11 protein-coding genes are annotated in these 12,925 nt (G+C 38.0%); all 11 read left to right on the top strand.

What is annotated here, in order from left to right; genetic code table 11:
* Positions 1-79 precede the first annotated feature (79 nt).
* The 11 genes from AB3H90_RS01700 (at position 80) to coaE (ending at position 12,882) form a co-directional block, all read left to right on the top strand.
* On the top strand, positions 80-1,021 hold the full coding sequence (locus tag AB3H90_RS01700; RefSeq protein WP_010719027.1) for a rhodanese-related sulfurtransferase: 942 nt from the start codon (positions 80-82) through the stop codon (positions 1,019-1,021).
* 230 nt (positions 1,022-1,251) lie between these two features.
* Entirely contained in the window at positions 1,252-1,983 is a 732-nt protein-coding gene (locus AB3H90_RS01695; protein ID WP_010719028.1) for a metallophosphoesterase family protein, read from the top strand.
* A gap of 225 nt (positions 1,984-2,208) precedes the next feature.
* The gene (locus AB3H90_RS01690) at positions 2,209-4,392 is read left to right on the top strand and encodes a Tex family protein (RefSeq protein WP_368016044.1); all 2,184 of its coding nucleotides are present in this window, start codon (positions 2,209-2,211) and stop codon (positions 4,390-4,392) included.
* A 1-nt stretch (position 4,393) separates the two neighbouring features.
* A complete protein-coding gene (locus AB3H90_RS01685) occupies positions 4,394-4,879 on the top strand; it encodes a SprT family protein (RefSeq protein WP_010719030.1) in 486 nt (161 codons plus the stop codon).
* A 27-nt stretch (positions 4,880-4,906) separates the two neighbouring features.
* The gene (locus AB3H90_RS01680; protein ID WP_053766812.1) at positions 4,907-5,662 is read left to right on the top strand and encodes a YdcF family protein; all 756 of its coding nucleotides are present in this window, start codon (positions 4,907-4,909) and stop codon (positions 5,660-5,662) included.
* A 181-nt stretch (positions 5,663-5,843) separates the two neighbouring features.
* The gene (murC, locus tag AB3H90_RS01675) at positions 5,844-7,178 is read left to right on the top strand and encodes a UDP-N-acetylmuramate--L-alanine ligase (protein ID WP_010719032.1); all 1,335 of its coding nucleotides are present in this window, start codon (positions 5,844-5,846) and stop codon (positions 7,176-7,178) included.
* 225 nt (positions 7,179-7,403) lie between these two features.
* A complete protein-coding gene (locus AB3H90_RS01670) occupies positions 7,404-7,889 on the top strand; it encodes a MaoC/PaaZ C-terminal domain-containing protein (RefSeq protein WP_053766813.1) in 486 nt (161 codons plus the stop codon).
* Positions 7,882-8,565 carry a Bax inhibitor-1 family protein gene (locus tag AB3H90_RS01665; RefSeq protein WP_368016043.1) on the top strand — a complete coding sequence of 228 codons (684 nt, stop codon included), beginning with the start codon at positions 7,882-7,884 and terminating at the stop codon, positions 8,563-8,565. Before AB3H90_RS01670 ends, AB3H90_RS01665 begins: the two co-directional genes overlap by 8 nt.
* A 166-nt stretch (positions 8,566-8,731) precedes the next feature.
* The gene (polA, locus tag AB3H90_RS01660; RefSeq protein ID WP_010719035.1) at positions 8,732-11,377 is read left to right on the top strand and encodes a DNA polymerase I; all 2,646 of its coding nucleotides are present in this window, start codon (positions 8,732-8,734) and stop codon (positions 11,375-11,377) included.
* A gap of 69 nt (positions 11,378-11,446) precedes the next feature.
* Positions 11,447-12,283: a DNA-formamidopyrimidine glycosylase gene (mutM, locus tag AB3H90_RS01655; RefSeq protein ID WP_096709056.1), complete on the top strand. Its 837-nt coding sequence runs from the start codon at positions 11,447-11,449 to the stop codon at positions 12,281-12,283.
* The gene (coaE, locus tag AB3H90_RS01650; protein ID WP_368016042.1) at positions 12,247-12,882 is read left to right on the top strand and encodes a dephospho-CoA kinase; all 636 of its coding nucleotides are present in this window, start codon (positions 12,247-12,249) and stop codon (positions 12,880-12,882) included. The genes mutM and coaE overlap by 37 nt, the downstream gene beginning before the upstream one ends.
* Positions 12,883-12,925: the final 43 nt, after the last annotated feature.

The raw sequence follows: 12,925 nt of genomic DNA, 5'->3' as shown, positions 1-12,925 counted from the left end.
TACACAAGCATAAATATCGTCAAACGAACCTTACTTTTTTTATACTATTCTGGAGAGAAGAGAAGGAAGGAAAGAAAACATGGATTACCAAGTATTACTTTATTACAACTACACAACCATTGAAGACCCAGAGCAATTTGCGAAGGAACATTTAGCCTTTTGTAAATCGTTGAATTTAAAAGGAAGAATCTTAGTTGCCAAAGAGGGAATCAACGGCACATTGTCTGGAACGATCGAAGAAACTGAAAAATATATGGCGATGATGCATCAAGACGAGCGTTTTGCTGATACATTTTTTAAAATTGATCCAAGTGAAGGCCACGCATTTAAGAAAATGTTTGTTCGTGCACGACCAGAACTTGTTTCTTTGAAATTAGAAGACGATATCGATCCTCACGAATTGACAGGAGATTATCTCTCACCAAAAGAATTCAAAGAGGCAATTTTAGATGAAGATACTGTTGTCATTGATGCCAGAAATGATTACGAGTATGATCTAGGACATTTTCGTGGGGCTGTTCGTCCTGATATTAGAAGCTTTAGGGAACTCCCTAAATGGATCCGTGATCATAAAGAAGAATTTATGGAAAAACGAGTGGTTACTTATTGTACTGGTGGGATTCGTTGCGAAAAATTTTCTGGTTGGTTAGTCCGTGAAGGCTTCAAAGATGTTGGTCAACTACACGGCGGGATCGCGACTTATGGAAAAGACCCTGAAGTTCAAGGAGAATTGTGGGATGGTAAGATGTATGTGTTCGATGAACGTATTGCAGTTGATATCAATCAAGTGGATAAACGAATCGTAGGCAAAGATTGGTTCGACGGTACGCCTTGCGAACGCTACATCAATTGTGGCAATCCTGAATGCAATCGTCAGATGTTGACTTCTGTTGAAAATGAAGAAAAACATTTAGGTTCTTGTTCGATCGAATGCGCAAAACATCCACAAAACCGCTACATCAAAGAGCATCAACTGTCTGAAAAAGAAGTAGAAGAAAAATTAGCTGCTTTTTTTAACTAGCATTTAGTGACAAGCTGAAAAATAAACATAGCAGGAGAAGCTGTTCTCCAATCACCTAGCTCTAGTTGAGCGCTGAGTGAATAAGGGAATTCCTTTGCTATCTTTATTTTTGGCTTGTCTTTTTTTCTTTTTATTGAGAAAATCAGTATAGGAAAGGGAAAAACCTTTTCGATAAGTGTAAATCTATGCGAAAGATACGTTATACTACAATGGAAAGGGAGAGTTTCATCATGAAAAAGTGGGTGTATGCGATTGGCGATGTTCATGGAAAATACGATCTCTTTAAAAAATTGGTCAACGAATTTGATCCATTAAATCATCAATTAGTATTGATGGGGGATTTGAATGATAGAGGCCCTAATACGAAAGAGTGTTTTTTACTAGGTATGCAGCTAGTCAAAGAAAATAACGCGATTTATCTTCGAGGAAACCACGAAGAGTACTTTTTGCAGTTCCTCCAAAGTCCTGAAGACTGGTATGAGCCCTATTTACGGAATGGTGGCAAAGAAACATTTGACAGTCTTTTACACCCTGGGTCAACTGAAGAGTATTCGCCCACAGAGATTGCGTTGATGATTCGCTCACGATATGGCGAACTGATTGATTTTTTATGTGAGCGGCCGCTTTATTATGAATGGCATAATTATCTCTTTGTCCATGCAGGGGTTGACTTAACTAAAAAAGATTGGCATGATACAAACCCTCATGATTTCATCTGGATCCGCGAACCTTTCCATGAAGGTAAAAATAATACAGGAAAAACAATCGTTTTTGGTCATACCATTACCCCTATGCTACACGGAGATATGGAAACGACAGATTTATGGATTCACGATAAGAAAATCGGAATTGACGGTGGAGCAGTCTTCGGTGGATCGATGCATGGTGTGGTTTTTGATGAAACTGGTATCGTTCAAGACATTGAGTATCAAAACACTGAAGGACCGTGGCAAGGAAATTAATGGATCAGGATAACAGTACATGATTCCTTATAAAAGTATTGAGGAAACTCAAATTCCTCAACTATTATAGGGGATTTTTAGTGTGATTGATTTGTTTTGCTAAGAGCTGCTATAAGTACTGTTATCAAATATGATAAAATAAATAAGTATGTGAGAAAATCCACCATTTTTATTTAGAAACAGGGAATAATGAAAATGGCTTTAACTTAAAAAGGGAGTATATTGATGGCAGAGAATTTAAATCAAACAATTGTCCAGTTAGTTCAAAAAGAACTAACGATGTATCATTCAAAACAACTTACCACCGTATTGAATTTATTGAACGAAGGAAATACTGTCCCATTTATTGCACGTTACCGAAAAGAAATGACCGGTAGCTTAGATGAGGTACAAATTCGAGAAATTGAAGAGCGCTATGCTTATTTAGAAAACTTAGAGAAACGAAAACAAGAAGTGATTCGTTTAATCGATGAACAAGGTAAGCTAACGCCAGAATTGAAAAAAGACATTACTTTAGCAGTTAAAATGCAACAAGTAGAAGACTTGTATCGTCCTTATAAACAAAAACGCAGAACGAAAGCGACGATCGCAAAAGAAAAAGGATTAGAGCCTTTTGCCCAGTGGCTTCGTCAATTGCCCAATGAAGATGTCTATGCAGAAGCAAAAAAATACCTCAATGATGAAAAAGAAGTTCATACGGTCGAGGAAGTATTGCAAGGCGCTCACGAAATCATTGCTGAAGAAGTCAGTGATAATGCAACTTACAGAACGTGGGTACGCTCCTATACCTACAATAAAGGTTCTTATGTCAGTGTCGTTAAAAAGAAGGAGCTGGATGAAAAAGCGGTATATGAAATGTATTATGATTATGCCGAACCCATTCATAAAATCGTCTCTCATCGCATTTTAGCGACGAATCGTGGTGAAAAAGAAGGCATTTTGAAAGTCGGACTCCAAGTGGAAGAGGAACCTATTTTGTCTTATCTGGAGCGGCAATTGATCAATAACCCAGCTTCTCCCGCAACTATGTTTGTTAGGAATGCTTATCAAGATAGTTACAAACGATTTATTCAACCTGCGATTGAGCGGGAAGTGCGCAATGAATTAACTGAAAAAGCTGATGAGCAAGCAATTGCGATCTTTGGAGAAAACCTCCGTAATCTCTTGTTACAACCTCCTTTAAAAGGAAAAGTCGTTTTAGGATTCGATCCAGCCTATCGTACAGGATGTAAGTTAGCTGTAGTAGATGCGACAGGTAAAGTTTTGGCAATTGAAGTCATCTATCCGCATAAACCTGCTTCTCAAGCGAAACGTGAAGCTGCAGGACCTGCTTTTGTTCAATTGATCAACCAATACCAAGTAGATATGGTCGCAATAGGGAATGGTACTGCTAGCCGTGAATCAGAACAATTTGTTGCTGAACAATTAAAATCAGCTGATCATAAAGCGTACTATGCGATCGTGAATGAGGCGGGAGCTTCTGTTTATTCTGCAAGTGATATTGCCCGCAAAGAATTTCCTGACCTCCAAGTGGAAGAGCGAAGTGCAGTGTCGATCGCTCGACGTTTGCAAGATCCATTAGCTGAATTAGTGAAGATTGATCCTAAAGCTGTAGGAGTTGGACAATACCAACATGATGTTTCTCAAAAACGTTTAGCGGAACAATTAGATTTTGTAGTAGAAACTGTGGTCAATCAAGTGGGTGTGGATGTTAATACTGCAAGCCCTCAATTATTGCAACACATCTCTGGTTTGAATAAAACAACTGCTCAAAATATTGTGACTTATCGAGAAGAAAATGGTGCGTTTGAGACGCGAGCGCAATTGAAAAAAGTTCCTCGCTTAGGACCAAAGGCTTATGAGCAAGCGATCGGGTTTATCCGTGTACCAGGTGGGAAAAACATTCTTGATAATACAGGCATTCACCCGGAAAGTTATCCAATTGCAAAAGAAATTCTAAAAAGCAACGGGTTATCAGAGAAATCATTAGGTAAAAAAGAAGCAATCGAAACCCTATCTCAACTTTCTTCCACTCATTTATCCAAAACATTATCTGTAGGAGAAGAAACGTTAACTGATATTCTTGAAGGGTTAACCCTACCTGGTAGAGATATGCGGGATGAAATGCCAGCCCCACTCTTGCGTTCAGATGTTTTAAGTATGGAAGATTTGAAACCAGGGATGGAGTTGAAAGGGACTGTACGGAATGTAATCGACTTTGGTGCGTTTGTTGATATCGGTGTAAAGCAAGACGGATTAGTTCATCTTTCTAAATTAAGTAAAAAATTTGTTAAACATCCTACTGATGTTGTTTCTGTAGGCGATGTTGTAACAGTTTGGATTGAAGCTGTTGATGTCAATAAAGGAAGAATCAGTTTAACGATGCTTTCCCCTTATGAGGCGAAATAAAGTGACAGAAATCGAATTGCAGCAACTCGTTGAAAAAATCTCGCTAGATAGTTTTTCATTGCCCTTTAAGCATCAAGCAAAATTCAATTCTCGTTTGCGATCTACAGGGGGACGTTATCACTTAAACGACCATCATTTAGATTTTAATTGGAAGATGTTTCAAGAAGTGGATGAAGCGACAAAAGTTGCAATCATTAAACATGAATTATGTCATTATCATTTGCATTTAGCTAATAAAGGTTATCGTCATCGAGATGCTGATTTTAAGGCCTTACTAAAAAAAACGGGTGGTTTAAGATACGCTCCTGCTCTTTCTGCTAAGAAAACGACTAAAATTGAATGGTATCAGTGTGCTAGTTGTACAACCGATATTTACCGCAAACGAAAAATCGATACCAAACGCTATGTTTGCGGGAAATGTCGAGGGCATTTGATTTGGAAGGAAACACTGGATAAAGTGCCAAATGAACAGCTTTCCAGTAAGTAAAAAATCTTAAAAAGGAGAAAAAAGCTCATGACGAATCAAGGGGAACAATTGAAAGATTGGAATTGTTTGCTATCCTTTTTGGCTGATGCAAGTGATCAAAGAACAAATGATTCGGCACCAATAGTGATTCTAGCAGGTAATGGCTTACCGATTCTTGCTGATAAGGCAGCTGAACTGTATTTGCAAGGACAAGTGCAGCAAATTTTTCTAGTCGGAGGAATCGGACATGCTACTAAGGTGCTTCGCCAAAATTTTGCAAAGCAAGGGGTTTTATTTGAGGATGGACTCAGTGAAAGTGAGATGTGTTTTCGTTACTTAACAGAAAAATACCGCATTCCAACTGAAAGATTCATTTTAGAAACAACCTCGACGAACTCTGGGGAAAATGCACAACATGCCTTGACGATCCTTCAAAAAAAGGGCGCTCTACCTGAACGGATTTTTCTTATGAATGATCCAACATTACAGCGACGTACCAGAGCAACTTTTGAGAAGGTCTGGAAAGGCACAGGAGTAGAATGGTGTAACTATGTCCCATTTGTTCCCCAATTAATTGAACTAGCGGAAGAGTTACATTTTTCTCAGCCAGAGTTGAACGATCAATGGTCGAAAGATTATTTCTATGCGTTAGTTTTAGGAGAAATGGTTCGTTTGAAGGATGATGAACAGGGCTATGGACCAAATGGGAAAAATTATATGAATCATGTGGACATCCCACAAAAAGTTTGGTCAGCCTATCAACGGATCCGTTCTTCTGTTTCAGGAACTTTCTTGCGTTCATGAGAAAATTATCCCTAGTAGACCAAACGAGAGCGTTAGCCAGTTTTTAAATTTGAACGATTTTTCAAGTAAGTAACCTCTTCAAATATATTTGGTTGAAATTTTTTTAGGTTTATATGATAATGAGGAACGTGTTGTAATAGAAAACAAAATAATGGATGATATTTAAGAGAAGAGGATTCAAATGGAAAATCAAAATAAATTATACCATTTTGTTGGTATTAAAGGATCAGGAATGAGCTCATTGGCACTTGTCCTACACGAGCAAGGGTTACCAGTACAAGGATCAGATATCGAAAAATATTTCTTTACACAAAGGGATTTAGAAAAAGCAAATATCAAAATTTTGCCTTTTGATGCAGAGAATGTTCAACCTGGAATGACGATCATTGCTGGTAATGCTTTCCCAGATACGCATGAGGAGATTCAAAGAGCGAAAGAGTTGGGATTAGAAGTTGTTCGTTATCATGACTTTATTGGCGACTTTATCCAAAACTACACGAGTATTGCAGTGACTGGTTCACATGGTAAAACGAGTACGACAGGATTACTTTCACATATGTTGACTGGCATTCGTCCAACAAGTTATTTAATTGGTGATGGCACAGGACATGGCGATCCCGAAGCAGAATTTTTTGCATTTGAAGCTTGTGAATATCGTCGCCATTTCTTAGCATATTCGCCTGATTATGTTATCATGACAAATATTGATTTTGATCATCCAGATTATTATACAAGTATTGATGATGTGTTTACCGCATTTCAATCAATGGCAAATCAAGTGAAAAAAGCGATCTTTGCCTATGGAGATGATGCTTACTTAAGAAAATTAGAAGCAGATGTTCCGATCTATTATTATGGTGTTTCTGAAGACGATGATATCCAAGCTCGGAATATCGAACGCACAACGACGGGGTCAGCTTTCGATGTGTACCACAAAGATGAATTTGTGGGACATTTCACTGTTCCTGCTTTTGGCAAACATAATATATTAAACGCATTAGGCGTGATCGCAGTTGCTTATTTTGAAAAACTAGACCAAGAAGAAGTAGCGAAAGAATTGTTAACATTCCCAGGTGTAAAACGTCGCTTCAGCGAAAAAATCGTAGCTGATATGACAGTTGTAGATGATTATGCTCATCATCCAGCTGAAATCAAAGCAACAATCGATGGGGCTCGACAAAAGTACCCTGATAAAGAAATCATTGCAGTTTTCCAACCTCATACATTTACCCGCACAATTGCTTTGATGGATGAGTTTGCAGAAGCACTAGATCTTGCAGATAAAGTTTATCTATGTGATATATTTGGCTCTGCTCGTGAAGAACAGGGCGATGTTAAAATTGAAGATCTTGGCAATAAAATCAAAAAAGGTGGTCAAGTGATCAAAGAAGACAATGTTTCTCCTTTACTTGATTTCCACGATGCTGTCATTATCTTTATGGGTGCAGGGGACGTTCAAAAATTTGAACAAGCGTATGAAAAATTATTAAGTAGTACGACAAAGAATGTATTGTAATCTATTTTTTTAAGTAGTCGATTGTAAAGCAGTCTCTATCTGTTAAAGAATGAAACTTAACAGATAGAGATTTTTTGATTTTTCTGGTTTTCAAAAGAGGAATCAACATCGCTGTCTTCTTTCAGTTTCGTTAATATTTTCTTGTTTTAATCAGTGTAACTTGCCTTTTTGGACTGTTTTGATACAATAAGAAGTGATCAATATATAAACTGGAGGGTTACTAACTTGAACATAAGTAAACCACGTAAATTAGGAAAAACCATCAATGAACTGGAGGAAGGGGACTCGTTGTCTTTAACTGAATCGATTGAAGACAATCAGCTGTTATTGTATTTAGGACTAACAAATGATGCGAATCCACTCTACATCCAACATGATTTTGCGAAACACACGGAATACCAACAACCGATTGTGCCTTCTGTCATGTTGATGGGCATCATCACCAGTGCAATTTCAAAACATTTGCCAGGTCCTGGGTCTCATGTAGTCAATTTTTCTGTCAATTTTATTGAGCCAGTTTTCCATTATCAAACATTGACTTTTCAGTTTGATATTATCAAAGTAGACAAAATGAAAAATGTCGTGACAATCTCTGTCGAAGCAAACAATAGCGAAGAAAATCGGGTATTGGATGCAGTAGTGATGGTTCAGCCACCGGTCGAACCAGAATTAGAGATTACTCTTGAAAGTGAAGGTGAAACATATGAATAATCAAGGTACTATTTCAACAGGACTGAATCGCTTCTATGCTAAGATCTATGGTTATCTAGGAGGAGGTCTAGCATTAAGTGCGATTATCTCTTATCTCGCATTACAAGTATATCCTCAACAAGTTTTCTCGTTCATCAATAATTTTCCATTAGGCTTTATGGGTCTCTGGATCGTAGAGTTGATTTTAGTAGTTGTATTGGGCGTTAAAGCAGCTAAAAACCCAAGTTTAGCTATTGGTGGTTTTATTGCGTATTCGCTCTTGAATGGACTGACGTTAGCTGTCACATTAGCGATGTATGATATCGGTAGCATTACCAGAGCGTTTATTACAGCAACTGGAATGTTTTTAGGGATGTCCGTTGTAGGCTTGGTTACTAAAAAAGATTTGACAGGTGTCGGCCGTGCCGGAATGGCCGCATTGATCGGTGTCATTATTGCCATGGTCTTGAATATCTTTATCTTACGAAGCAGCGCAGTAGAGTTGTTTATTTCTCTTCTTTTAGTCGTGATCTTCGCAGGAATTACCGCATATGACAACCAAAAGATCCGGTCAATCTATATAGAATCAAATGGGACAGCACACAGTGGAATTGCCGTTTTCTTGGCATTGCAACTATACCTTGATTTTATCAACTTGTTCTTAGCATTCTTAAGAATTTTCGGACGTAACAATTAAGCGATTGAATGGATCGTTCAGTTGAACAATAATTATGAGAGTGAAAAGCATTGAGTCTTTTCACTCTTTTTTGTCCAGTAAAGTGGTTAATTTGCGTTTTTCTTTTCGCTTTCCTCAGTATTCTTTGTTAGAATAAATAAGAACTTTACAGTAAGGAGTTAGGCAGATGACAAAAAATAAATTATTACTTGTAGATGGAAATAGTGTTGCTTTTCGCGCATTTTTTGCTTTACACAATTCATTAGAACGGTTTAAAAATAGAAATGGGTTGCATACAAATGCGATCTATGCTTTTAACACGATGTTTGAAAATGTGATGCAAAAAGAGCAACCTACTCATGTATTAGTTGCATTCGATGCAGGAAAGACGACGTTTAGAACCGAGATGTATGCAGAATACAAAGGTGGCCGTTCAAAAACTCCTGGAGAATTTAAAGAACAGATGCCTTACATTCGTGAATTACTCACAGGACTAGGTGTCCAATACTATGAATTACCTAATTATGAAGCGGATGACATCATTGGGACATTAGCCGAAAAAGTCAATAAAGAAGAATTTGATGTCGTTGTTTTATCTGGTGATCGAGATCTGACTCAATTAGCTAGTAATGAAATCAAAGTAGACATTACGGTGAAAGGTGTGAGTGATATCGAAAGTTACACACCTGAACATGTGGCTGAAAAATATGATGGGTTGACGCCAAATCAAATCATTGATATGAAAGGTTTGGCAGGAGACGCTTCAGACAATATTCCTGGTGTGACGAAAATCGGCGAAAAAACAGCAATCAAATTGTTAAAACAATATGGATCCGTTGAAGGAATCTATGAGCATATTGATGAAATGAAACAAAGCAAAATGAAAGAAAATTTGATCAATGATAAAGAACAAGCTTTCTTATCCAAACAATTAGCGACGATCAATACAGATGCGCCAGTTGAAGTCTCAATTGATTCATTGAAATATGAAGGGAAAAACTTAGAGAAATTGGTGCCATTTTATAAAGAAATGGAATTTAAACAATTCCTGGCAAAGCTGGACCTTGTTGAGGAAGAAGTAGAACTTGAAGATATCCTATTTGAAGTAGTCCATGAATACCATGAGGACATGTTCACGACTGACATGGCTTTATATGTGGAGATGATGGGAGACAATTACCATACAGAAGATATCGTGGGTGTAGCTTGGGGGACGAAACAAAAAATTTATGTTACGAATGATCTAGCGTTATTTGAGAACGAAGCTTTTTGTGCTTGGTTAGCTGATCCAACACGGTTGAAAAAAGTCTATGATGCCAAACGGACCTATGTGGCTTTAAATCGGTATGCCACGAAAACAAAAGGGATCGATTTTGATGTCTTGCTTGGTGCCTACTTGCTTGATACAAATGAGAAAAGTACGGATATTGAAGGAATCGCTGCCCATTATGGCTATCATGAAGTGCAGTCAGATGAAGCAATTTATGGAAAAGGGGCAAAAAAAGGATTACCGGAAGAGGAAGAAGTATTTTTTGCCCACCTTGCCAGAAAAGTATCTGCCATTAATGTTTTAACACCTAAGTTAAGTCAAGAATTAACAGAAAAAAACCAAATGGCCTTGTTCCGTGAGATGGAACTACCCCTTTCAATCATCTTAGCTGAAATGGAAATCACTGGTATCAAAGTTGATGCTTCTCGTTTACAAGAAATGAAAATCGAATTCTCCAATCGATTGAAAGAGATCGAGGAAACAATCTATCAAGAGGCTGGTGAATCCTTCAATTTAAACTCACCAAAACAATTAGGTGTCATTTTATTTGAAAAAATGGGGTTACCGGTGATCAAGAAAACGAAGACGGGCTATTCCACTGCGGTCGATGTTTTAGAACAATTAAGAGAACAAGCCCCAATCGTGGATGACATCTTGACGTATCGCCAAATCGCCAAGATCCAATCAACTTATGTGGAAGGTTTGTTAAAAGTCATTCAATCTGATGGGAAAGTCCACACCAGATATGTTCAAACCTTGACACAAACGGGGCGTTTAAGTTCAGTAGACCCTAATTTACAGAATATTCCTATTCGCTTAGATGAAGGGCGAAAGATTCGCCAAGCGTTTGTGCCTAGAGAAAAAGACTGGTTGATCTATTCATCTGACTATTCACAAATCGAATTGCGAGTTTTAGCTCATATCTCGAATGATGAACATTTAAAAGCAGCCTTTCTTGAAGGACAAGACATCCATGCAAGTACTGCTATGCGTGTTTTTGGGATTGAAAAAGCAGAAGATGTCACACCAAATATGCGTCGTCAAGCAAAAGCAGTCAATTTTGGGATCGTTTATGGCATCTCTGACTATGGTTTATCACAAAACCTTGGGATTACAAGAAAAGCAGCACAACAGTACATTGATACGTATTTTGAGAAATATCCTGGAGTCAAAGAATATATGGAACGTATCGTTCGTGAAGCAAAGGAACAAGGCTTTGTCGAAACCCTTTACCATCGCAGACGTTATTTACCAGATATCAATTCACGAAATTATAATATACGTTCTTTTGCTGAAAGAACAGCAATCAATACCCCAATCCAAGGAAGTGCCGCTGATATTCTTAAAATCGCGATGATCGAGTTGGATAAACGCTTAAAAGAAGAAAAACTATCAGCAACCATGTTGTTACAAGTACACGATGAATTGGTTTTTGAAGTGCCAGAAACAGAATTAGAACGATTAGACAAATTAGTAAGTGAAGTCATGGAACATGCCGTGTCCTTACACGTACCATTGATTACAGATAGTAGTTGGGGGAAGACGTGGTATGAAGCGAAATAGCTGATTGCCGCTATTGAACCGATCTGTTCAATAAATAGATAAAAAAGCAAATAAGTCGAAGGTGAAAACATGCCAGAATTACCAGAAGTAGAAACTGTACGAAAAGGCTTGTCTCGTTTAGTCGTTGGAAAGAAAATCCAAAAAATCCAAGTCTTATGGCCAAGAATCATTGAACAACCAGAAACAGCAATCTTTGAAGCTTCGTTAGTTGGCGAAGAGATTCTGGCTATTGATCGAAGAGGCAAGTTTTTAATTTTTCGTTTGACTCATTATGAATTGATCTCACATTTACGTATGGAAGGAAAATACCAATTTGTTGAAAAAAATGAACCAATCGATAAACACACGCATGTCATTTTTTTCTTTGAAGATGGTAGCCAACTCCGATACCATGATGTACGTAAATTTGGACGAATGACATTAGTTGAAAAAGGAGCGAGTGATGCTTACAAAGGCATCATGAAATTAGGTCCAGAACCGTTGCCAGATACATTTTTATTAGACGGCTTTCGTTTAGGCTTACAAAAATCTCATAAAGCGATTAAACCATTATTATTAGATCAAAAATTAGTAACAGGTTTAGGGAATATCTATGTGGATGAAGCGCTTTGGGAAGCGAAGATCCATCCAGAACAGCCAGCGGATACATTGAAGCCCAAAGAAGCAGAGTTGTTACGAAAAGCAATTATTGACGTGTTGTCTCGGGCAATCGAGGCTGGCGGAACGACGATCAGGAGTTATCTCAATGCGTTAGGCGAGTCAGGTAACTTTCAAGTAGCTTTACATGTCTATGGTCAGACTGGTCAACCATGTGTTCGTTGTCATACACCGATCGTCAAAACAAAAGTAGCGCAAAGGGGGACTCACTATTGTCCAAATTGCCAAAGACTAAAAATCAGCAAGTAGGCTATGTCTTAGGCTTAACTGGTGGGATTGCTACTGGGAAAAGCACTACAGCAGCTGTTTTTAGCCGTCACCAAATCCCGATGATCGATGGAGATATCATCGCCCGTGAAGTCGTCCAACCTCAGACTCCTGGATTGGCGGCAATCGTTCAAGAATTTGGGGAAGAAATCCTTCAAGAAGATGGCTCGCTTGATCGAGTAGCTTTAGCTAAGATTATTTTCGATTCGACAGAACAAAGACAAAAACTTGATCGCTTATTAGACCCATTTATCCGTCAAGCGATTACGGAACAGATTAAGCAACAAAAAGCAAATTATCCTTTAGTTGTCGTTGATATCCCTTTATTATTTGAAGGTCATTATGAACAGGAAATGGATGCTGTAGCAGTCGTTTACCTTCCAGAAGAAATTCAATTGCAACGTTTGATGAAAAGAAATCAATTGACACTGGACGAAGCAAAGAAAAGAATACAAAGCCAGATGCCGATTGAAGAAAAGAAAAAATTAGCAGATATCGTTTTTGACAATTCCGGTAGTAAGGATGAACTGACTTGTCAAATCGAACGTTGGCTCTCGGACTTCAACAATCGATTTCTTTGAGTATATTTAGATAGTTTGCTATGCTGAATATAAAGAAAAGAGG

Origin of the sequence: Enterococcus sp. C63, assembly GCF_040887215.1 — a bacterium.
GTDB classification, from domain to species: Bacteria; Bacillota; Bacilli; order Lactobacillales; family Enterococcaceae; genus Enterococcus_B; species Enterococcus_B hirae.
The sequence above is the reverse complement of the archived record's forward strand: the minus strand, read 5'-3'. Positions and strand labels throughout refer to the sequence as shown.